Here is a 21,201-nt window from a genome sequence, read left to right on the forward strand (position 1 = left end):
CTGTGTGCGCACACACCCAGCGACCCTCAGGAGGGGCCATGGAACAACGCGGGATCGAACTGGTCTCGGCCGGCGAAAGGTACGGCCGCCCGCGTGACCTGCTTTTCCTCTGGTCCGGGACGACGATGGGCATCTTCACCCTCGTCTACGGCATCACGATCGTGGCGGCGTTCCAGCTCAGCTTCACGCAGGCGGTCATCGCGATCGTCATCGGCAACCTGCTGTCGTTCCCGCTGGTCGGCCTGACCAGCCTGCAGGGCCCGGCCACCGGCACCTCCACCATGGCGGTCTCCAGGGCCGCCTACGGCCCCAAGGGCGCCCGCGTGCTCAGCTTCTTCGGCTGGCTCAACATGGTGGGCTTCGAGGCCGGCGGCATGGTGCTCATCACGTTCGCGGCGCTGTCGCTGCTGGAGCAGGCGGGGGTGAGCGACCAGGGGCTCGGGCTCAAGGTCGTGGTGATCCTGGTGGCGGCGGCGATCCAGCTCGTGCTGCCGCTGATCGGGCACGCCGCGGTGATGAAGGCGCAGAAGTACTTCACCTGGGTGTTCGTCGTGCTGTTCGGCCTGATGGCGATCCTGATCGCGCCCAAGGTGGAGCTCGGGGGCGGCGGCGGGTCGGCGGACTTCGCCACGTTCACGATGGCGATCGCGATGATCATGTCGGCGGGCGGGCTGTCGTGGGGGCCGCTGGGCGGCGACTACTCCCGCTACCTGCCGGCGAACTCCTCCAGGAAGGCGGTCTTCGGGTACGCGGCCCTGGGCGGGTTCGTCCCGTACGTGCTGCTGATGACGCTCGGGGCGGCCGTGGCGACCGTGGTCAAGGACAACACCGACCCGATCTCGGGGCTGCCGGGCGCGCTGCCGCAGTGGTTCGTGGTGCCGTACCTGCTGCTGGCGATCGTGTCGCTGTTCGCGGTCAACACCACCGACCTGTACTCCTCGGGGCTGAACCTGCAGGCGGCCGGGATCAAGGTCAAGCGCTGGGTGGCGGTCGTCGGCGACCTCGTGCTCTGCGTGCTCATCACGTTCGTGGCGGTGACCTCGAACAGCTTCAACACCATGCTCAACAACTTCCTCGCGCTGCTGATCATCTGGCTGGCGCCCTGGGCCGGGGTCTACATCACCGACTGGCTGCGCAGGAGGGGACGCTACGACGCCGAGGCGCTGTTCGACGAGCAGGCGCCCGGCCAGGTCCGGTGGCCGGCGATCATCGCGCAGGTCCTGGGCATGGTGGCGGCGGCCCTGTGGATCAACTCGGCCGTCTTCGTCGGGCCGCTGTCGGCGGCGACGGGCGGCAGCGACTTCAGCATCTTCGCGGGCTTCCTGGTGGCCGGCGCGGCGTACGCGCTGCTCGTGCCGCGGCCCGCCGTACGGACTGTGGAGGCATGATGGACCGCGACCTGCTGGACGTGGCGTACGGGCGGCGGCCCGCGGACACGATCATCACGAACGGCACGCTCGTCAACGTGCTGACCGGCGAGCTCTACCCGGCCGAGATCGGCATCGTGGGCGGCCGGATCGCCGCCGTCGAGCCGGTGCTGGAGCGCGGCCCGGACACCGAGGTGATCGACGCCCGCGGCGGCTACCTGGTGCCCGGCCTGATCGACGGGCACCTGCACATCGAGTGCAGCAAGTTGTCGGTCACCAGCTTCGCCGACCTGGTGGTGCCGTTCGGCACGACGAGCGTGGTGTCGGGGCTGGACCAGATCCTCGTGGCCGAGGGGCTGCCGGGCGTCCGGCGTTTCCTGGACGAGTCGGCGGCGACCGGCATGCGAATCTGGTGGGGTGCACCCGCCAAGGCGCCCTACACCGTGCCGGAGTCGACCGTCGGGCATCCGTTCGGTCCGGCTGAGCACAGGATCGCCCACGAATGGCCGGAATGTGTGGGGATCTGGGAGACCGTCCAGGAGATGGTGGAACACTCCGATCCTGCCGTCATGGAAGCCCTCGACCTGGCTCGGGAGCGGCGCCTGCCGGTGTTCGGCTGCGCGCCGCTGTCCGACCCGCGCCGGATCAGCGGGCTGGCGGCGGCCGGGGTGCGGCTCGACCACGAGTCGTACTCGCACGAGGAGATGCTGGAGAAGCTGCGCCGCGGCATGTACGGCATCATCCGCGAGTCCTCCGTCGCCCACTTCCTCGACGAGAACATCAAGGCCGTGGCCCTGGCCGGCGCCCGCAGGCTGGCGTTCTGCACCGACGACGTGCACGCCGCCGACGTGCTGGCGGGCGGCCACATGGACAAGCTCGTCCGGATGGCGGTCGCGGCGGGGGTCGACCCGGTGACGGCGATCCAGATGGCCACGGTGAACTGCGCGGAGATGTACCGCGTCGACCACCTGGTGGGCAGCCTGTCCCCCGGCCGGTTCGCGGACGTCCTGATCGTCGACTCGCTGGCGGACTTCCGGGTCCGCGAGGTGATCGCCAACGGCGTGCCCGCCGCCCGCGACGGCCGGATGGTCACGCCGACGCCCGCCCCCGAGCGCGGCCCGGTCCGGCCGTTCCCGATCGCCCCGGTCACCGCCGGCGACCTGGTGCTGCGCGCCGAGGGCGAGCAGGCGACCGTGCTGACCCTCGGCTTCACCGAGCAGGTCTTCGTCCGCAGGAGGCGCGACGTGACCCTGCCGGTGAGCGACGGCGTCGTGGAGCCGTCCGTGGAGCAGGACGCGCTGCTCGTCACGGTCGTCGAGCGCTACGGCAAGACCGGCAACAAGCCGGTCGCCATGGTCAGCGGCATGGGCCTGCGGGCCGGCGCGATCGCCACCAGCGCGGCGCCCGACGACAACAACATCATCTGCGTGGGCGCCTCCCGCGAGGACATGGCGCTGGCCGTCAACACCGTCGCCGAGCAGGGCGGCGGCCAGGCCGTGGTGGTGGACGGCGAGGTGCGGGCGCTGCTGCCGCTGCCGGTCGGCGGCATCGTCTCCGACCTGCCGGCCGCCGAGATGGCGGTGCTGGAGGAGCGGCTCGACGACCTGGCCCGCGAGCTGGGCTGCACGCTGCCGGCGCCGCTGATGTACCTGTTCTTCCTGTCGATCACCGCGATCCCCGACTACGCCGTCACCGACCTCGGGCTGGTCGACTGCGTACGGCTCGAGGTCGTCGACCCCATCCTCACGGAGGTTTGATCATGAAGGACTTCATCGCCGGTCTTCCCAAGTGCGAGCTGCACCTGCACATCGAGGGCACGCTGGAGCCGGAGCTCAAGTTCGACCTGGCCCGGCGCAACGGCATCGCGCTGCCCTACACGTCGGTCGAGGAGATGCGGGCCGCCTACTCCTTCGACGACCTCCCCTCCTTCCTCACGGTCTACTACGAGGGCATGCAGGTGCTGCGCACCGAGCCCGACTTCTACGACCTGGCCATGGCCTACCTGCGCAAGGCCGCCGAGCAGAACGTGCGCTACGCCGAGATCTTCTTCGACCCGCAGGCGCACACCTCGCGCGGGGTGCCGTTCGACGTGGTGATCCGCGGGCTGCGGCGGGCGCTGATCGACGCCGACCGGCAGCTCGGCGTGCGGGCCCAGCTCATCATGTGCTTCCTGCGCGACTTCCAGGCCGAGTACGCGATGGCGACGCTGCTGGAGTCGCTGCCGTACAAGGAGTGGATCGTCGGCATCGGCCTGGACTCCGACGAGAAGGGCAACCCGCCGGCCAAGTTCGCCGCCGTGTACGAGCGGGCCCGCCAGGAGGGCTACCTGCTGACCATGCACTGCGACGTCGACCAGGACAACTCGATCGAGCACATCCGGCAGGCGATCGAGGAGATCGGCGTCGACCGGATCGACCACGGCGTCAACATCCTGGAGGACCAGCGGCTGGTGGACCTGGTGCTGGCCCGCGGCATCGGCCTGACCTGCTGCCCGATCTCCAACGGGTACGTCACCGACTCCATGAAGGCCGAGGGCATCCGCAAGCTCATGGAGCTCGGCGTGCGGGTGACGGTCAACTCCGACGACCCGGCGTACTTCAACGGGTACGTGGGCGAGAACCTGGTGGCGCTGCAGGAGGAGCTGCAGCTCACCCGCGAGGAGCTGGCCCGGCTGGAGCGCAACGCGTTCGAGATCACCTGGCTGCCGCGGCACCTGAAGGACGCCTACCTGGCCGAGGTCGACGCCTACCTCGCCTGAGAAGTCCCGGGAAACCTCCGGCGGGGGCCGCTTAGAACCCCGCTGGAGGGGCAGGCTGTCTGGTCGCAGGCGTGAGCCGCAGCCGAGCGCGAGGGATTTGTTGAACAGGACCGCTGTTCCGGCCGGAATCGACGAGTTCGAACGGGCACTGGCGCGGAGCGTCGTCGTCGCCGCCCGTGCGATGCCCGACTCTCCGCTGGTCAGCGTGACGTTGTGCACCGAACGCGGCATCCGTTCGGCGGCGTGCGCACACGCCCGCGCCGGGATGCTCGACGGCATGCAGTCGGCGGCCGGGCGGGGACCGAGCTTCGACGCGATCGAGGCCGGGCGCGCGGTCACGGCGGCCGGCCTGGCGGCCGGCGACGCCCGCTGGGGGTCCTTCTGCCCGCAGCCGCACGGGATCCTCAGCCTGCACGCCGAGCCGCTGACCTCCCAGGGGCGGCTGCTGGGCACGCTCAACCTCTATTCGGCGGGCGCGGGCGGCTTCGCCGCGCGGACGCACGTCGCGGCGCAGGTGAGCGCCGCGACGATCGGCGTGCTGTTCGACGTGGCGATCGGCGCGGCCCGTACGCGGGAGGTGGCGGCGCAGCTGAAGGAGGCGCTCGGCACCCGCCCGGTCATCGACCAGGCGATCGGCATCGTCATGGCGCAGCGCCGGTGCACCGCGCACCAGGCGTTCGAGATCCTGCGCAACGTCTCCCAGGACCGCAACCTCAAGGTGCACCACGTCGCGGCGACGATCGTCCGGTCGGTGAGCGGCGGCCCGCCGCAGCGGCCGCGGTTCGAGGATCCGCCGCCCGACGACCACGGGCACCCGGCATAATCGCCCCATGCCCTCCTTTCTCGCCCACGACGGGACCGAGCTGGCCTACCACGTATCCGGGACGGGCGAGCCGCTGGTGTGCGTGCCCGGCGGTCCGGGCCGCGCCTCCCGCTACCTGGGCGACCTCGGCGGCCTGCCCCGGCGGCTGATCCGGCTGGACGGCCGGGGCACCGGCGACTCGGCGATCCCGGCCGACCCCGGGACGTACCGGTGGGACCGGCTGGCCGAGGACGTCGAGGCGCTGCGGGAGCACCTGGGGCTGGATCGCATGGACCTGCTGGCGCACTCGGCGGGCGCGAACGTGGCCGTCCGGTACGCCGGGCTGCATCCGGCCCGCCTGAGGTCGTTGTGCCTGGTCGCGCCCTCACCGGTCGCCGTCGGCTTCATGGCGACCGAGGAGGACTGGCAGGCCGGTCTGGAGCTGCGCGCGCACGAGCCGTGGTACGCCGCCGCCCTGGCGGAGTTCCTGGCGGACGAGGGCGTGGAGCGCCACCGGTTCTTCTACGGCCCCTGGACCGAACGCGCCGCGGCCCATTCCGCCAGTGCCGAGGAGGAGTGCGTCGAGGCCGCGGCGGACGGCTTCTACGCGCCGTCCCCGGTGACGCCCGAGGAGGTCGGGGCCGGGCTGTCCGCGCTGGACGCCCCGGCGCTGCTGCTGACCGGCGACCTGGACGTCCACCCCTGCCGCCTCTACGCGCGGCCCTTCGCCGCCCTGTTCCGCGACGCCACGCCGGTGACGCTGCCCGGCGCCGGGCACTTCCCGTGGGTGGACGACCCGGGCGCGTTCGTCTCCGCGGTGTCCGGTTTCCTGGACAAGACGGCCTGACGCGCAGGGCATGATGGGGGTGGACGCCGGGACAGGAAGGACTCACCACGTGCGGCAGGAACTCGCGGTCACCAACGGGCAGGCCGCCGGGGTGCGCGGCGCGCTGGCGGGCAACCTGCGGCGCACGCGGCTGGCCCGGGGGTTCAGCGTCCGCGAGCTGGCCGAGCTGACCGGGGTGAGCAAGGCGCTGATCTCACAGATCGAGCGCGGCGTGGCCAACCCGACGATCGAGGTGCTGACCCGGCTGGCGGGGGCGCTGGAGCTCACCTTCGCCGAGCTGACCCGTACCCGGCTCGCCGAGCCCGAGGTGCTGCGCAGGAGCGAGGGCCTGCCGGTGGCGGTGGGCGACACGACTGTGCGCGGCCTGTTCGCGGCGGCCGACCGGCGGCGGTTCGAGCTGGCCGAGGGCGAGTTGCCGCCGCTGACGCGCAGCGCCAGGAGCGCCCACGGCCACGGGTCCGTGGAGCACGCCTACGTGGTGTCCGGCGAGGTGACGGTCGAGAGCGACTCGTGGTCGGTGCGGCTGGGCGAGGGCGACGCGGTGCGGTTCGGGGCCGAGGTCGACCACGTCTACTCCACCGGCGAGCGCGGCTGCCGGATGCTCACGCTGATCTCCTACGACTAGCCGGGCCAGCGGCTGCTTCCGTCGGGCACGCTGGCCAGCAGCTCGCGGGTGTAGGGGTGGGCGGGGGCGTCCAGCACCCGGTCCACGTCGCCGGTCTCGACGCATTCGCCGGCCCGCAACACGTACAGGCGGTCGGCGAGCTGGCGGACGACGGCCAGGTCGTGCGTGATGAACAGCAGGCCCATGCCCAGGCGTTCCTTGAGCCCGGCGAGCAGGGTGAGCACCTGCGCCTGCACGGAGACGTCGAGGGCGGAGACGGGCTCGTCGCAGACCAGCAGGCGGGGCTCGCCGGCCACGGCCCGCGCGATGGCCACGCGCTGCCGCTCGCCGCCCGACAGGCCGGCCGGGCGCTTGTGGGCGAGTGCGGGGTCGAGGCCCACCAGGCGCAGCAGCGCGCCGACGTCCGTGGGGCGTCCGTCGGCGGCGAGCGCCTCCTTGAGCGTCGCACCGACGGTACGCGCCGGGTTGAGCGTCGAGTACGGGTCCTGGAAGATCATCTGTGCCGTCCGGCGGGCCTGGCGCACCGCCTGGCGGGACATGCGGCTGGGGTCGGAGCAGTCGAGCCCGTCGAGGGTGACGACGCCCGCGTCGGGGCGTTCCAGGCCGGTGACGCAGCGGGCCAGCGTGGTCTTGCCCGACCCCGACTCGCCGACGACGGCCACGACCTCGCCCGGCGCCACGGTCAGGTCCACGCCGGCCAGGGCCGGCCGCGACGCGCCCGCGTACGTCTTCCGCAGGCCCGTCACCGCCAGCAGCGGCGCGGCGGCGGTGCGCGGCGGCGACGGCACGCCCGGCGGGGGCGGCGGCGCCTCGGGCAGCGCGGCGGCCCGTACGCAGGCCGACAGGCGAACCTCCGCGCCCGGCACCGGAACCAGGGCCGGCACGCCCGCGCGGCACTCCTCGCCCGCGTGCGCGCACCGGTCGGCGAACCCGCAGCGCCCGGCCACCGCGTCGTGAGCCGGCACCGAGCCCGGCACGGACGGGATGACCGGCAGCCGCCGGTCGGCGGGCGGCTCTGCGGCCAGCAGCGCCCGCGTGTACGGATGCCGCTGCTCCTTGCGCAGCTCGGCGGCGCGCCCGACCTCCATGACCCGGCCCGCGTACATGACCACGACCCGGTCGCACATCGAGAACGCCAGCCGCAGGTCGTGGGTGATGAGCAGGAACGTCATGTCCCGTTCGCGCTGGATGCGGCGGATGAGGGCGAGCACCTCGCGCTGCGTGGTGGCGTCGAGGGCGGTGGTCGGCTCGTCGGCCAGCAGGATCCGCGGCGCGGCGGCCAGCGCGCAGGCCAGGCCCACCCGCTGCCGCATGCCGCCGGAGAGCTGGAACGGGTAGCGGCCCGCCACCTCTCCCGGCAGGCCCACCTCGGCCAGCAGCCGCGGCACCTCGATCTTGGGGTCGGCGCCGTCCGGCAGGCCGTCGGCGATCTGCTTTCCGGCCCTGCGCAGGGGGTTGAGCAGCGTGAACGGGTCCTGCATGAGCAGCGAGACCGTGCCGCCGCGCTGCCGCCGCCTGGCCCTGGGGTCGTCGTCGACCCGTCGCCCGTCGATCTCGACCAGGCCGGTGGACTCCAGCCCGGCGGGCAGCAGCCCGAGCAGCGCGCGGACGGTCAGCGACTTGCCCGAGCCGGACTCGCCCACGATCGCCACCGACTCGCCGGCGGCGACCTCGAAGGACACCTGCGACAGCAGCGTACGGCCGGTGTCCGGCTGCCGTACGGTCAGGTCGGCCACCCGCAGCATGGTCACCGGGCCCTCCGCTCGAAGCGTTCGTGCAGCCAGTCGCCCACCAGGTTGAGCGCGGCGGCGGTGACGATCACGGCCAGGCCGGGCGCGATGACCGCCCACGGGTTGGCCAGCAGCTGGGTGCGGTTGTCGGCCAGCGTGCGCCCCCAGTCGGGCGATCCGGCCGGGACGCCCAGGCCGAGGAAGGACAACGACGACAGCGAGACCAGGGCGAAGGCGAAGTTCAGGAAGGCCGAGGCCAGGCTGACCGGGACGATGTTCGGCCAGATGTGCCGGGTCATGATCCGCCAGGACGACAGGTTCTTCAGCAGCGCCGCCTCGACGTAGGGCCGGTGCCGCTGCTCCAGGACCGCGCCGCGCACCACGCGCGTGTCGGTGGGCGCGAACAGCACCACCAGCACGGCGACGGCCAGGCCGTAACCGCCGCCGAGCACGCCCGCCACGACGATCGCGACCAGCAGCGCGGGCAGCGAGAACATCAGGTCGGCCCAGCGCATGACCAGGGTGTCCGTCCAGCCGCCGAAGTAGCCGGCGGCCAGGCCGAGCAGGTTGCCGATCAGCATGGAGCCGGCGGCCACGGCGAACGCCCCCGGCACGGCCGTGCGGGCCCCCGCGACGAGCAGGCTCAGCACGTCGCGGCCCAGGTCGTCGGTGCCGAGCGGGTGGCCGGGGCCGGGCATGGAGATGCCGGTCATCAGGTCCTGCGCGGTGGCGCCGGGGACCAGCCAGGGCGCGAACGCGGCGGCGGCCACGACGACCACGAGCACGGCCAGCGCCAGCGGCACGGCGATCGGGAACCGGCGGATCACGGCACGCCCGCGCGTGCGGGCCGGCGCGGTCACGACGCGCCCCCGCCGAGCCGCACGCGCGGATCGGCCACCGAGTAGGCGACGTCCACCAGCAGGTTGACGGCGGCGATCAGGAGGGTGAGCAGCAGCGCGAGCGCCTGCACCACCGGCACGTCCTTGAAGGTGACCGAGTCGACCAGCAGCGACCCGAGCCCCGGCAGCGCGAACGTCACCTCCACCAGCACGGTCCCGGCGAGCATGCCGGTGACGACGAGCCCGGCCGCGGTCAGCACGGGCACCAGGGAGTTGCGCATGGCGTAGCCGAGCACGACGGGCGCGCTCAGGCCGCGGGCGCGGGCGAAGACCACGTAGTCCTGGTCCAGCTCGCGGACGAGCGCGGCCCTGCTGAAGCGCAGCAGCATCCCGGCCGCCCCGGCCGCCAGCGCGACGGCGGGCAGCGTCAGGTGCCACAACTCGCTCGCGAACCCCTCCCCCGTGCCGTAGACGGGGAACCAGCCGAGCCCGAGCGCGAACACCACGAGCAGCAGCAGGCCGACCGCGAACGGCGGCGCGCTCAGCCCCACCACCCCGGCGGTCACCACCAGGCGGTCGCTCGCCCGGCCCTTGCGCAGCGCGCCCAGCACGCCGAGCGGCAGGCCCGCCAGCGCGGCCAGGAGCGTGCCGTAGCCGGTCAGGACGAGCGTGCGCGGCAGGCGTTCGCCGAGCATCCCGGCGACCGGCTGGCCGGTCCTGATGGAGGTGCCGAGGTCGCCGCCGAGCACGCCGCCGAGCCAGCGCAGGTACTGGACGGCGACGGGGTCGTCGAGGTGGTAGCGGCCCCGCAGGGCGGCGATCGTGTCGGCGGTGGCCGGACGGGTGCCGAGCAGGGTCTGCTGGATGTCGCCCGGGGCCAGGTAGAGCAGGCCGAACACGCCGGCCGACAGCAGCAGCACGACGGCCGCGGTGCCCGCGGACCTGCGCAGCAGGAACCCGGCCCAGCCCATCACAACACCCCGCCCCCGGTCAGCCAGCCGATCACGCGCTCCGCCGCGTCCCTGCGGTGGGCGGGCTCGACCAGCTCGTGACCCTCCCGAGGGTAGAGGACCAGCTGAGTGCTCACGCCCGCCGCCGACCAGGCACGATAGAGCTGTTCGGCCTGGCCGGGAGGGGTGGTGCGGTCGCGCTCGCCGTGCAGGATCAGGGTCGGGGTGGCGGCCTTGGCGGCCTTGGCGGCGTGGTGCACGGGTGAGCGGGCGGCCAGGCGTTCGCGTCCCTCGCTGGTGGCCGGGTCGGCCCCGGCGTGGTAGAGCGGGTCGAAGCCGCCCGCGAGGTTGCTGGCGGTGGAGAAGCTCAGCCAGTCGCTCACGCCGGACATGACGACGGCGGCGCGGAAGCGGCTCGTGCGGGTGACGGCCCAGGCGGTCAGGTATCCGCCGTAGCTCAGGCCCATGACCGCGGTCCGGCCGGGGTCGGCGACACCCGTGGCGACCAGGTGGTCCACGCCGGCCAGCACGTCGTCCAGGTCCGCCGCGCCGACCTGGCCGATGACCGCGCGGGCGTAGTCCTGGCCGCGGCCGCTGCTGCCCCTGGGGTTCGGCAGCAGGACGGCGGCGCCGGCGTGCGCGAGCGGCACGGCGAGCTGGTTGGACTCGGCGGGCGCGAACGAGCTGGACCACAACCAGGTGGGCCCGCCGTGCACCATGACGACCAGCGGCCTGGGTCCCTCTCCGGCGCCGGGGGTGGTGAGCAGCAGGCCGCTGACCGGCAGGCCGTCGCGGCCCGTCCAGGTGATCTCCTCCTGGTGCGCCGCCAGCCCGGCCAGCCCGGCGTTGAGCGCGGTGACCGCACGCCAGTCGCCTTCCCGCAGGACGGCCACGGCGACCTCGGGCGGCTGCTCGGGGCTCTCCCAGCAGGCCGCGGCCACCGTGCCGGTGCGGTCCACGGACAGCGAGGGCTGGCCGTCGCGGCCGCCCAGCGTTCCCCGGGCCGTCCAGCGGCTCAGGACGCGGCCGTCGGCGGCGCTGAGCACCCCGCCGTGCACGCCGGTGCCCGACCAGCCGGTGAACCACAGGGTGTCGTCGTCCAGCCAGCCGAGGTCGGTGACGTCGTCCAGGTCGCCCAGGTAGGCGACCTCCCCCGTGACCAGGTCGGCCCGCAGGACTCGGCCCGAGACGATCGACAGCCCCTCGACCACCACGGCGGCCCGTCCGCCCGGGGCCAGCCGGGGCCGGGCGAGCTGCCAGGACGTACGGTGCAACGTGCGCACCTCGCCGTCCTCGACCAGGTCGAGCCGGGGCCGGTAGTACCCGGCGGGCGTCTCGTCTTCCGAGGTCACGGCCAGGGCGCGGCGTCCGCGCCAGTCGGCGTCCCACACGGTCAGGCCGGGCAGCGCGAGCCGGCGCGGGCGGTCGTCGCCGATCTCGAACCAGGCCAGGCGGCGCAGCCGGCCGCCCGGCGTCAGGACGAAGGGGTCGGACGGGTCGTGCACGCGCAGGCCCAGGTGGCTGCCGTCGCGCTCGCTGCCGGGGTCGGCCAGCCGGACCAGGACGGTGCCGTCGTCGCCGGGGATCAGGTCCTCGATCTCGCCGTCCACGCGGGCCCGCCAGCCCTCGACGGCCAGCTCGGACGGCGACGGCGTGCGCAGCAGCCGCCCGTCGGGCAGCCAGCGGACCGGGCCGTGGCAGTCGCCCGCGGCCTCCATGGCGCCGTCGAGCCCGACGACGTACGCGACGCCGTCGATCACGCAGGCGACGCGGTCGCCGCCGGGGTGCAGCGACACCGACTCGGGATAACGCATCCCGGCCAGCGCCTGATGCACGTCGATGGGGTCGCGCGTGCCGGCCGTCCGGCTCGCGTGGATGGCGTCGGTCATCAGCGTGCGGCCACCTTCGTCGCCCACGGGCCGACGAAGAAGTAGGGCCCGAAGCCCTCGGCGGCGACCGCCCTGCCGAACGCGGTGGCCGCCTCGCCCCACCACAGCGGCTGGTACGGCACGTCCGCCGCCGCCCTGACCAGCGCCTGGCCGAGCAGCTTGCCCCGGGCGGCGTCGTCGGTGCCCGCCTTGGCCTGGTCCAGCAGGCCGGTCACCTCGGCGTTGTCGTACTCGGCGATGTTGGTGCCGTTCTCGCCGGTGGCGCCGCCGTGCAGGAGCTGCTGGACGTACTCGGCGGGGTCGCCGGTGGTGGCGAAGTACCAGCCGAGGTAGACGCCGGAGCCGTGCTTGCCGAGGTCGGCGATCCACTGTTCGAGCGGCACCTCCTTGACCTCCAGCGTGATGCCGATGGTCTTGAGGTTCTCGGCCAGGGTGAGCGCCGCCCGCCCGAGCTGCGGGCCGCTGCTCGGGTAGGTGAGCGTGTCGGCGAACCCCTGCGGCGTGGCCGACTTCGCCAGCTCGGCCTTGGCCTGGGCCAGGTCGAAGCCGTACTGGGGGATGGCCGCGTACAGGGCGGCGCCCTCGGCCTCGTCCAGCACGCCGCCCCACTGGGCCGGGTCCGGGACGGCGGTGGCGACCTTGCCGTGGCCGCGCAGCACGCTCCTGACGATGCCCTCGCGGTCCACGGCGTGGGCGACGGCCCGGCGCACGTGCACGTCGTCCCAGGGCTTCTTGGCCGTGTTGAAGGCCAGCGTGACCAGCGAGCGGTCGGCGGCGGTCAGCACCTGCGCGCCGGGCACCGCCTTCCACTGGTCGATCTGCTCGGCCGGCACGTTGAGCGCGACGTCCACGTTGTCGCCGCGCATGGCCAGCAGCCGGGTGGACTCCTCGGGGATGAAGTCGATCCTGATCTGCCGGAAGGCCGGCCTGCCGCCCCGGTAGGCGTCGTTGCGCTCCAGCGTGACGTGCGAGTCGGGGGCGAACTCGGCCACCTTGTACGGCCCCGTCCCCAGCAGCTTGCCCTCCGGCGTGCCGATGCGCTCGCCGGTGGCCTCGATGAACTTCGCGCTGGTCACCAGCAGTGTGCCGGGCGTGGGCACCCACGCGAACGCCGCGTCGGGGCTCTTGAGCTTGATCGTCACCTCGGCGTCGCCGGTGGCCTCGATCGTGTCCACGTTGGCGTAGGCGTAGGCGAAGGCGGTGGTCGAGCCCTTCCTGGCGTGCAGGTTCAGGCTGGCGACCACGTCGGCGGCGGTGAGCGGGCTGCCGTCGGAGAAGGTCACGCCGGGGCGCAGCTTGTAGACGTAGGTGGTGGCGTTCTTCCTGGCCCAGGACTCGGCCAGGGACGGCTGGAGGCTGCCGTCCGGGCCGACGCCGACCAGGGACTCCTGCACGAGGAGGGCCACGACGTAGTTCATGATGCCCGCCTCCTTGGCCGCGTCCAGCGACCCGATGGAGGAGGGCAGCGCGACGCGCAGGACGTCGAGGCTCTTCTTGGCGGCCGTCCCCGCCTCCTGCTCGGCCGGCCCGCACGCCGACAGCAGGCCGGGCAGCACGGCGAGCGCCCCCGCGAAGGCGGCGGACCGCAGGACAGAACGCCGGGAGACAGGCAGATCGGCCACCGGGGGACCCTACTTTCACACGACCGGTCAACCCGCCTAGCTGCAGTGTCTACCGGTAAACTCCAGTTGGCACATGAGAGTATTCGGCGTCTGCGCCACCAGTCAAACCCACCTAACGAATCGGAAATACATGATCACCGTGTACAGCGCTCCCTGGTGCGGTCACTGCCACCGGCTCAAGGCGCTGCTCTCCCGCGCCGGCATCCCGTACACCGAGATCGACGTGGACGAGACCCCCGGCGCCGTCGACCTCATCGCCGAGCTCAACGGCGGCTCCTGGCTCATCCCCACGGTCGTCTTCCCGGACGGCTCCGCCCTGGTCAACCCGGGTGTGGAGGAGGTGCGGGCGCGGCTCAGCGCATCCTGAGGGCCAGCATGAAGTCGACCCGCTCGTCCCAGGAGTTGAGCGACCTGCCGGTCAGCTCCTCGATCCGGCGCAGCCGGTAGCGCAGCGTGTTGACGTGCACGTGCAGGCGCTCGGCCGTGGCCGCCCACGAGCCCGACTCCTCCAGGTACGCCTGCAACGTCTCCAGCAGGTCCGTCTGGTTGGCCGCGTCGTACGACTCCAGCCGCCCCAGCAGCCGCGACCGGAACGCCCGGCGCAGCTCCCCCGGGATGGCGGCCAGCAGCGTGCGGTGGGAGCTGACGTCGTCGCCGGTGATCACGCTGACCCGGTCGCCGCTCAGGCCGGCCAGCGTGAGCGCGTGCCTGGCCTCCTCGATCAGGCTGCTCAGCGCCGCCGGGCCGGTCGTCACGCTGCTCACCCCGAGCGTGATGCGGCCCTGACCGAGCCCCGCCTCCAGGGTGCGCGCGCCCCTGAGCACGTGGGCCGTCAGCTCGTCGGCCGTGTTGCCCGCCAGCGGGACGAGCGCGACCGCCTCGGCGGGGCCGGTGGCCGTGACGATGCCGGGCGCCAGCGGCCGCAGCAGCTCGTCCAGCACGGGCACGGCGACCTCGCCGCCGCCGCCGTCGAGCCGCGCCGACAGGGCGACGGCCAGCAGGCCGTGCTCGGTCTCCACGTGCAGCGTGTGCAGCCGCGACACCACGCCGGGCAGCGCCGCGTCGCCCGACTCCAGCAGCGTCAGGAGCTGATCGAGCACCCGCCGCTCGATGCGCTGCGCCGCCTCCAGCCGCGAGCGCTCCAGCGCCACCAGCGCGGCCAGCTCGACGACCAGGTCCTCGTTCTCGCCCTGCACCTGCTCCCCCGCGTACGCCAGGAACCAGTTGGCGATGCGGTGCGGCGCCCCCTTGCTGACCGGGAACACCGACAGCGCCGTGCCGTCCTTCTGCGTCACCATCCCGGGCAGGAAACGGGCGGTCAGGAACGTGTGCGCCAGCCGCAGCCGGGCCGCGGCGTCCAGCGGCTGGGAGCCGACGACCACCCGGCCCGTGGGCGAGAGCACCCAGCAGGGCACGTCCAGCTCGCCCGCCACCGCCGTGACGAGCTTGGTGAGGCTGCCGCCGTCGACCAGGGTGCTGGCCAGCCGCCTGCGGGCGGCGTACGCGGGCCGCGGCGGCGTGCCCAGCTCGGCGATCAGCGCCCGCAGGACGTGCTCGGTGACCTGGCTGAACGGCACGTCCACCGGCAGGGTGAGCAGCGGCAGCCCGGCCTCGGCGCAGGCGTCGATCAGGTCGGCCGGCGGCACCTTGAGCGCGGTGCCGGCGACCAGCGCCGCCACGTCCCCGAGCTTGGCGACGAAGTCGCGCGAGGAAGCCGGGCCGGTGTGCCAGGTCAGCTCGGTGAGCACCAGCTCGCCCGCCTTGACGAACATGGCCGGGTCGGGCAGGTCGGTCGTGGCGACGCCGCGTACGCGCCGGTCGAGCAGGTCGTGCCCGGTCAGCACCTTCAGGGCGAGCTGGCCGGCCTGGAGGAGGTCCCTCAGCCGCATGGCCAGCCTTCCCGGCGCCAGGCCGCGTCCCAGAACATCCACTCGTAGCGGGCGGTGGTGAGCGCGCGGTCGAGCAGCCGCAGCCGCTCCTCACCGACCGGCGCCAGCCCGTCCAGCAGATCGAGCACTCCCGCCACGGTCTCCTGGTAGCCCTCGCCGCCGTAGGTGTCGATCCACCAGGCGTAGAGCGGGTCGGGAGAGGACCGGCCGAGCAGGGTCTCGCCGACCCGGGCGTAGATCCAGTAACAGGGCACGATGGCGCCCAGCGCCTCCGGGAACGTGCCGAGCGAGCACGTGCGCACCAGGTACGACGTGTACCCGACCGTCGTGGGCCCGGCGGGCGTCTTGCGCGCGTCGGCCTCGTCCAGCCCGAACGCGGCCAGCAGCTCCACCACCAGGCTGTGCTCCACCTCGACGGTCATGGCGGCGTCACGGGCGAAGCGCTGCACACCGGACGGCTCAGGCGAACGCGCCGCGCACGCCGCCAGCGCCCTGGCGTAGTCGGGCAGGAAGTGCGCCTCCTGCACCACGTAGTGGCGGAACGCCTCCCGCGGCAGGGATCCGTCGGTCAGCCCCGACAGGAACGGGTGGGCCAGGATCTGGTCGTACACACCGCCGACGACCTGCCACAACTCATCACGAAACCGGCTCACCCGCCCAGGCTATCGGCGCATCACGACCCGCGGCGCCACCTCGATGCCCAGCTCGCGCTCGTGTTCCACCAGCGCCCGCAGCTCCGGCCCCCACTCGGCCTCGGGCAGCACCGCGAAGCCGTGCCGCTCGTACCAGGGGGCGTTCCAGGGCACGTCGCGGAACGTCGTCAGCGTGACCGCCGGCGCCCCGACCGCCCGCGCGTGGTCGGCCACCGCCTCCACCAGCCGCCCGCCGATGCCCTGCCGCATGTGGTCGGGGTGCACCGCGAGCTGGTCGAGATGCAGGTTGCCGTCGACCCGGCCGATCAGCGCGAACCCGGCCGGCGGGTCGCCCTCGACCAGCACCGAGGTCGCGTCCGTGACGTCCTCGACCATCGTCGTGCCCGCCGGGAAGACTATGCCGGCCTGCTCGAACAGCTTGTCGGCGGCCAGTTCCACAGAGATCAGCCCGGCCAGCTCGCCGGGGTCGGCCCATCGCACCATGACGACACGGTCTCATGTTTCGGGTGGACCACGCCGCTGGTATTAGTGTTGATGATCGTAGGCCCGGCTGTGCGGAGCCGGGACCCTCTCCTCACGACGTGCCCATGACCCCAGTCACATGCGGTCATGGGCACGTCGTGCAGCGGTCACAGGTCTAGCAGGGGCTCCAGGCCCACGGTGAGGCCGGGCAGCTCGCGCACCCGGCGCACGCCCAGCAGCACGCCCGGCGTGAACGCCGACCTGCTCATCGTGTCGTGCCGGATGGTGAGGATCTCGCCGTCGCCGCCGAGCAGCACCTCCTGGTGGGCGATCAGCCCGGACAGGCGCACCGCGTGCACGTGCACCCCGCCGACGTCGGCGCCGCGGGCGCCGTCGAGGGCGGTGCTGGTGGCGTCGGGCATCCCGCCGAGCCCGGCCTTGCCGCGCGCCTCGGCCACCAGCTCAGCGGTACGCCGGGCGGTGCCCGAAGGGGCGTCGGCCTTGTTCGGGTGGTGCAGTTCGATGATCTCGACGGACTCGAAGTGGCGGGCCGCCTGCTGCGCGAAGTGCATCATGAGCACCGCCGCGATGCCGAAGTTGGGGGCGATCAGGCAGTTGACGCCCGGCGAACGCTCCAGCCACCCGCGCACGGTCTCCAGCCGGCCGGCGTCGAACCCCGTGGTGCCCACCACCGGGTGCACGCCGTGGGCGATGGCCCATTCCAGGTTGCCCATGACCACGTCGGGATGGGTGAAGTCGACCACCACCTCGGCGCCTTCGAGCCCCTCGACGGGATCGTCCTTGTCGAGCGCGGCCACCAGCTCCAGGTCGTCCGCAGCCTCGACCGCCTTGCACACCTCGACGCCCACGCGACCACGCGCGCCCAGCACACCAACCCTGATCACGCCCCCAACCCTATTACGCCCGCCACCCCCTCCCAAGCACCCCCCGGACCGTGAAGGGGGAGAGCGGAATCCCGCTCTCCCCCTTCAAGACGACCCCGGCCGGGGCGAACCCGGTCAGGCGATGGCCTCCGAGAAGTCCTTGTCCCCGTACGGCCCGATGACGGCCAGCGTGAGCGGCCGGTTCAGGACGTCACGGGCGACCTCCCCGATCTCGTCGGGGGTGACCGCCTCGATCCGGGCCAGCACCTCGTCGACCGACATCAGCTCGTCGTAGACCAGCTCGTTCTTCCCGATCCGCGACATGCGCGACCCGGTGTCCTCCAGCCCGAGCACCAGCCCGCCGCGCATCTGCCCCTTGCCGCGCATGATCTCGTCGGCGGTGATGCCTTCGGCCACCACCCGGGACACCTCGTCGCGGCAGATCTTGAGCACGTCGTCGATCTTCGAGGGCAGGCAGCCCACGTAGATCCCGAACTGCCCGGTGTCGGCGTAGGCCGAGGTGTAGCTGTAGGCCGAGTAGGCCAGCCCGCGCTTCTCCCTGATCTCCTGGAAGAGCCGGGAGGACATGCCGCCGCCCAGCGCGGCGTTGAGCACGCCGAGCGCGAACCTGCGGTCGTCGGTGCGGGACATGCCGGTCGTGCCGAGCACCAGGTTGGCCTGCTCGGTCGGCCGGTCCAGCACCCTGACCCCGGAACGGGTCTCGGCGCCCGGACCGCTGGTGCGCGGCGGGGCGAACTCGTAGGGGCCCTCCAGCGCGCCCGCCCGCTCGTACGCGCGGGCGACCAGCTCGACGACCTCCTCGTGCCGCACGTTCCCCGCCACCGACACCACCGTCGTACGCGGCCGGTAGTACCGGTGGTAGTACTCGGCGATGCGCTCCTGGCCCAGGGCGTTGATCGAGTCGACCGTGCCCAGGATGGGCCGGCCGATCGGCGAGTCACCGTAGAGCGCGGCGGCGAACTGCTCGTGCACCACGTCGGACGGGTCGTCGTCGTGCATGGCGATCTCTTCCAGGATCACCCCGCGCTCGGACTCGACGTCCTCCTCGGTGATCAGCGAGCTGGTCACCACGTCGGCGAGCACGTCGACCGCCACGGGCAGGTCCTCGTCGAGGACCCGCGCGTAGTAGCAGGTGTACTCCTTGGCGGTGAAGGCGTTGATCTCGCCGCCGATGCCCTCGATGGAGGCCGAGATCTCCATCGCGTCCCGCGTGGGCGTGCCCTTGAACAGCAGGTGTTCGAGGAAGTGGGTGGCCCCCATGTGCTCGGGGGCCTCGTCACGCGAGCCGATGCCGACCCACATGCCGACCGCGACGCTACGCACGGTCGGCATGGTCTCGGTCACCACACGGAGCCCGCCCGGCAGGACGGTGCGCCTGACGACCCCGGCTCCGTCCTTGCCGGGGTGCAGCGTGGTGGTCATCACGAGGCCTCCTGCTTCGGGGGTGCCGAGAACTGTGGTTGCCCGGTCACGAGTTGCGGTCGTCGCCCTCGTTGGGGCGGCTGGTGCGCACGCGGGTCCGGGTGCGGCGGGGCCGCTCCGGCTTGTCCTCGGCGGCGGCGGAGTCGGCCTCGGGCGCGGGAGCCTCGCCGTCCTCGGCGCCGGCCGCGGCCTTGGCCTCCTTCTCGGCGGCCTCCTTCTCGATGACCTCGACGGGCACGAGGGAGAGCTTGCCCCGGCCGTCGATCTCGGCGATCTCGACCTGGATCTTCTCGCCGACGCCCATGACGTCCTCGACGTTCTCGATGCGCTTGCCGCCGTGCAGCTTGCGGATCTGGGAGACGTGCAGCAGGCCGTCCTTGCCGGGCATGAGCGAGACGAACGCGCCGAAGGCCGCGATCTTGACGACCGTGCCCAGGTAACGCTCGCCGACCTCGGGCATGTGCGGGTTCGCGATGCCGTTGATCGCCGAACGGGCCGCCTCGGCGGAGGGGCCGTCGGTGGCGCCGATGTAGATCGTGCCGTCGTCCTCGATGGTGATCTCGGCGCCCGTGTCGTCCTGGATCTGGTTGATCATCTTGCCCTTCGGGCCGATGACCTCGCCGATCTTGTCGACCGGGACCTTGATCGTGATGATGCGCGGCGCGGTCGGGTTCATCTCCGCCGGGGAGTCGATCGCCTCCTGCATCACGTCGAGGATCGCCAGGCGGGCGCCCTTGGCCTGCTTCAGCGCGGCGGCCAGCACGGAGGCGGGGATGCCGTCGAGCTTGGTGTCGAGCTGCAGGGCGGTGATGACGTCCTTGGTGCCGGCGACCTTGAAGTCCATGTCGCCCATGGCGTCCTCGGCGCCGAGGATGTCGGTCAGCGTGACGTAGCTGCCGCCCTCGCTGATCAGGCCCATCGCGATGCCGGCGACCATCTCCCTGAGCGGCACACCGGCGTCCAGCAGCGCCATCGTGGACGCGCAGACCGAGCCCATCGAGGTGGAGCCGTTGGAGCCGAGGGCCTCGGAGACCTGGCGGATGGCGTACGGGAACTCCTCGCGCGAGGGCAGCACCGGGATGAGCGCCCGCTCGGCCAGCGCGCCGTGACCGATCTCGCGGCGCTTGGGCGAGCCCACGCGGCCCGTCTCACCGGTGGAGTACGGCGGGAAGTTGTAGTTGTGCATGTAGCGCTTGGTCCGCTCGGGGTTGAGCGTGTCGATGTTCTGCTCCATGCGCAGCATGTTCAGCGTGGTGATGCCCAGGATCTGGGTCTCGCCGCGCTCGAACAGGGCCGAGCCGTGCACCCGGGGCACCACGTGGACCTCGGCCGACAGGGCGCGGATGTCCTTGGTGCCGCGGCCGTCGATGCGGACGCCCTCCTTGACGACCCGCTCGCGCATGAGCTTCTTCATCACCGAGCGGAACGCGGCGGAGATCTCCTTCTCGCGCCCCTCGAACTCGGGCAGCAGCCGCTCGGCGGCCAGCGCCTTGACCTTGTCGAGTTCGGTCTCGCGCTCCTGCTTGCCGGCGATGGTCAGCGCGGCGGCCAGCTCGGTCTTGATCGCGGCCTCGACCGCGTTGTAGACGTCGTCCTGGTAGTCGAGGAAGACCGGGTACTCGGCGGTCTCCTTGGCGGCGACCTGCGCGATGCGGGACTGCGCCTCGCACAGCACCTTGATGAACGGCTTGGCGGCCTCAAGGCCCTGCGCGACGGTCTCCTCGGTCGGCGCGACCGCGCCGTCGGCGACCAGCTTGAGCGTGTCCTTGGTGGACTCGGCCTCGACCATCATGATCGCGACGTCGCCGTCGTCGAGCAGGCGGCCCGCCACGACCATGTCGAACGTGGCCCGCTCCAGCTCGGGGTGCGTCGGGAAGGCCACCCACTGGCCCTCGATCAGCGCGACCCGCACGCCGCCGATCGGGCCGGAGAACGGCAGCCCGGCGAGCTGCGTGGACAGCGAGGCGGCGTTGATGGCGACCACGTCGTAGAGGTGGTCGGGGTTGAGCGCCATGACCGTGGCGACGACCTGGATCTCGTTGCGCAGGCCCTTGACGAACGACGGGCGCAGCGGCCGGTCGATCAGGCGGCAGGTCAGGATCGCGTCCTCGGACGGACGGCCCTCACGGCGGAAGAACGAGCCGGGGATGCGGCCCGCGGCGTACATGCGCTCCTCGACGTCGACCGTGAGCGGGAAGAAGTCGAAGTTCTCCTTGGGAGCCTTGGACGCGGTGGTGGCCGAGAGCACCATCGTGTCGTTGTCGAGATAGGCGACGGCGGAACCCGCCGCCTGGCGCGCGAGACGGCCGGTCTCGAACCGGACCGTGCGCGTGCCGAAAGAGCCGTTGTCAATGACGGCTTCAGCGGTGTGGACACCCTCCACGGGGGACCTCCTTGTGGTCGGTCACCCGCGCCCTCTTTTCTCACCGGCACCCTCGTGC

General features: G+C 72.7%; 18 protein-coding genes. 7 read left to right on the plus strand and 11 right to left on the minus strand.

The window, feature by feature from the left end; genetic code table 11:
• The first annotated feature begins 38 nt into the window (after positions 1-38).
• From AB0C33_RS41450 to AB0C33_RS41475, 6 genes are all read left to right on the plus strand, one after another.
• Positions 39-1,388 (plus strand): cytosine permease, encoded by a 1,350-nt coding sequence (locus AB0C33_RS41450; RefSeq protein ID WP_358298393.1) that lies wholly within the window; start codon positions 39-41, stop codon positions 1,386-1,388.
• A complete protein-coding gene (locus AB0C33_RS41455) occupies positions 1,385-3,124 on the plus strand; it encodes an adenine deaminase C-terminal domain-containing protein (RefSeq protein ID WP_358298395.1) in 1,740 nt (579 codons plus the stop codon). Before AB0C33_RS41450 ends, AB0C33_RS41455 begins: the two co-directional genes overlap by 4 nt.
• A 2-nt stretch (positions 3,125-3,126) precedes the next feature.
• Entirely contained in the window at positions 3,127-4,125 is a 999-nt protein-coding gene (locus AB0C33_RS41460) for an adenosine deaminase (RefSeq protein WP_358298397.1), read from the plus strand.
• A gap of 100 nt (positions 4,126-4,225) precedes the next feature.
• The gene (locus AB0C33_RS41465) at positions 4,226-4,948 is read left to right on the plus strand and encodes a GAF and ANTAR domain-containing protein (protein WP_358298399.1); all 723 of its coding nucleotides are present in this window, start codon (positions 4,226-4,228) and stop codon (positions 4,946-4,948) included.
• Positions 4,949-4,955: 7 nt separating this feature from the next.
• Positions 4,956-5,774 (plus strand): alpha/beta hydrolase, encoded by an 819-nt coding sequence (locus AB0C33_RS41470; protein WP_358298401.1) that lies wholly within the window; start codon positions 4,956-4,958, stop codon positions 5,772-5,774.
• A gap of 49 nt (positions 5,775-5,823) precedes the next feature.
• Positions 5,824-6,399: an XRE family transcriptional regulator gene (locus AB0C33_RS41475; RefSeq protein WP_358298403.1), complete on the plus strand. Its 576-nt coding sequence runs from the start codon at positions 5,824-5,826 to the stop codon at positions 6,397-6,399.
• On the opposite strand, the gene AB0C33_RS41480 is transcribed toward AB0C33_RS41475, so the two are convergent.
• The 5 genes from AB0C33_RS41480 to AB0C33_RS41500 are packed head-to-tail and all read right to left on the minus strand — an operon-like array spanning position 6,396 to position 13,429.
• The gene (locus AB0C33_RS41480) at positions 6,396-8,144 is read right to left on the minus strand and encodes an ABC transporter ATP-binding protein (protein ID WP_358298634.1); all 1,749 of its coding nucleotides are present in this window, start codon (positions 8,142-8,144) and stop codon (positions 6,396-6,398) included. The two genes, AB0C33_RS41475 and AB0C33_RS41480, sit on opposite strands and share 4 nt — an antisense overlap.
• 2 nt (positions 8,145-8,146) lie before the next feature.
• On the minus strand, positions 8,147-8,989 hold the full coding sequence (locus tag AB0C33_RS41485) for an ABC transporter permease (protein WP_352365305.1): 843 nt from the start codon (positions 8,987-8,989) through the stop codon (positions 8,147-8,149).
• Positions 8,986-9,939 (minus strand): ABC transporter permease, encoded by a 954-nt coding sequence (locus tag AB0C33_RS41490; RefSeq protein WP_358298405.1) that lies wholly within the window; start codon positions 9,937-9,939, stop codon positions 8,986-8,988. Before AB0C33_RS41490 ends, AB0C33_RS41485 begins: the two co-directional genes overlap by 4 nt.
• Positions 9,939-11,807, minus strand: a complete 1,869-nt coding sequence (locus AB0C33_RS41495; protein ID WP_358298407.1) for a prolyl oligopeptidase family serine peptidase — start codon at positions 11,805-11,807, stop codon at positions 9,939-9,941. Before AB0C33_RS41495 ends, AB0C33_RS41490 begins: the two co-directional genes overlap by 1 nt.
• Complete coding sequence (locus AB0C33_RS41500; RefSeq protein WP_358298409.1) at positions 11,807-13,429, minus strand: ABC transporter substrate-binding protein; 1,623 nt, start codon at positions 13,427-13,429, stop codon at positions 11,807-11,809. The genes AB0C33_RS41495 and AB0C33_RS41500 overlap by 1 nt, the downstream gene beginning before the upstream one ends.
• 130 nt (positions 13,430-13,559) lie before the next feature.
• Between AB0C33_RS41500 and AB0C33_RS41505 the strand changes: the two genes are divergently transcribed.
• Positions 13,560-13,796 (plus strand): glutaredoxin domain-containing protein, encoded by a 237-nt coding sequence (locus AB0C33_RS41505; RefSeq protein WP_358298411.1) that lies wholly within the window; start codon positions 13,560-13,562, stop codon positions 13,794-13,796.
• Here the strand turns inward: AB0C33_RS41505 and AB0C33_RS41510 are convergent.
• The 6 genes from AB0C33_RS41510 to AB0C33_RS41535 all read right to left on the minus strand — a co-directional run bounded on the left by AB0C33_RS41510 (position 13,783) and on the right by AB0C33_RS41535 (position 21,143).
• Positions 13,783-15,318, minus strand: coding sequence for a helix-turn-helix domain-containing protein (locus tag AB0C33_RS41510; protein ID WP_358298413.1), 1,536 nt, complete (start codon positions 15,316-15,318; stop codon positions 13,783-13,785). The two genes, AB0C33_RS41505 and AB0C33_RS41510, sit on opposite strands and share 14 nt — an antisense overlap.
• Entirely contained in the window at positions 15,309-15,971 is a 663-nt protein-coding gene (locus AB0C33_RS41515; RefSeq protein ID WP_358298414.1) for a TenA family protein, read from the minus strand. Before AB0C33_RS41515 ends, AB0C33_RS41510 begins: the two co-directional genes overlap by 10 nt.
• A gap of 9 nt (positions 15,972-15,980) precedes the next feature.
• Positions 15,981-16,454, minus strand: coding sequence for a GNAT family N-acetyltransferase (locus AB0C33_RS41520; RefSeq protein ID WP_358298416.1), 474 nt, complete (start codon positions 16,452-16,454; stop codon positions 15,981-15,983).
• Between the two features lie 146 nt (positions 16,455-16,600).
• Positions 16,601-17,338 carry a 4-hydroxy-tetrahydrodipicolinate reductase gene (gene dapB, locus AB0C33_RS41525; RefSeq protein ID WP_357988077.1) on the minus strand — a complete coding sequence of 246 codons (738 nt, stop codon included), beginning with the start codon at positions 17,336-17,338 and terminating at the stop codon, positions 16,601-16,603.
• 114 nt (positions 17,339-17,452) lie between these two features.
• Positions 17,453-18,760 (minus strand): pitrilysin family protein, encoded by a 1,308-nt coding sequence (locus tag AB0C33_RS41530; RefSeq protein WP_358298418.1) that lies wholly within the window; start codon positions 18,758-18,760, stop codon positions 17,453-17,455.
• Between the two features lie 46 nt (positions 18,761-18,806).
• Positions 18,807-21,143, minus strand: a complete 2,337-nt coding sequence (locus tag AB0C33_RS41535; RefSeq protein WP_358298420.1) for a polyribonucleotide nucleotidyltransferase — start codon at positions 21,141-21,143, stop codon at positions 18,807-18,809.
• Between the last annotated feature and the right edge of the window lie 58 nt (positions 21,144-21,201).

Source organism: Nonomuraea sp. NPDC048881 (assembly GCF_040649795.1).
Classification (GTDB): domain Bacteria; phylum Actinomycetota; class Actinomycetes; order Streptosporangiales; family Streptosporangiaceae; genus Nonomuraea.